Raw genomic sequence first — 235 nt, forward strand, 5'->3', positions numbered from 1 at the left:
AGCACCAGGTTCAGATTCAGAAGAAACAACAGGCGGCGAAGATGCGAGCGGCGATTATACAATCGGCTTCTCGATCTCGACCTTGAACAACCCGTTCTTCGTTACTTTGAGTGAAGGCGCAGAAGCCAAAGCTTCTGAACTGGGCGCAAGCCTATCAGTTGTCGATGCGCAAGACGATGCTTCGAAACAGGCAAGTGATGTAGAAGATTTGATCCAGCAAGGGGTAGACATGATT

At 49.4% G+C, this 235-nt stretch carries 1 protein-coding gene; it reads left to right on the forward strand.

Annotated elements, in window-relative coordinates; genetic code table 11:
- On the forward strand, nucleotides 1-235 hold a 235-nt coding region (locus SB775_RS33945), incomplete at both ends, for a substrate-binding domain-containing protein (RefSeq protein ID WP_410865691.1).

Source organism: Peribacillus sp. SIMBA_075, assembly GCF_046534585.1.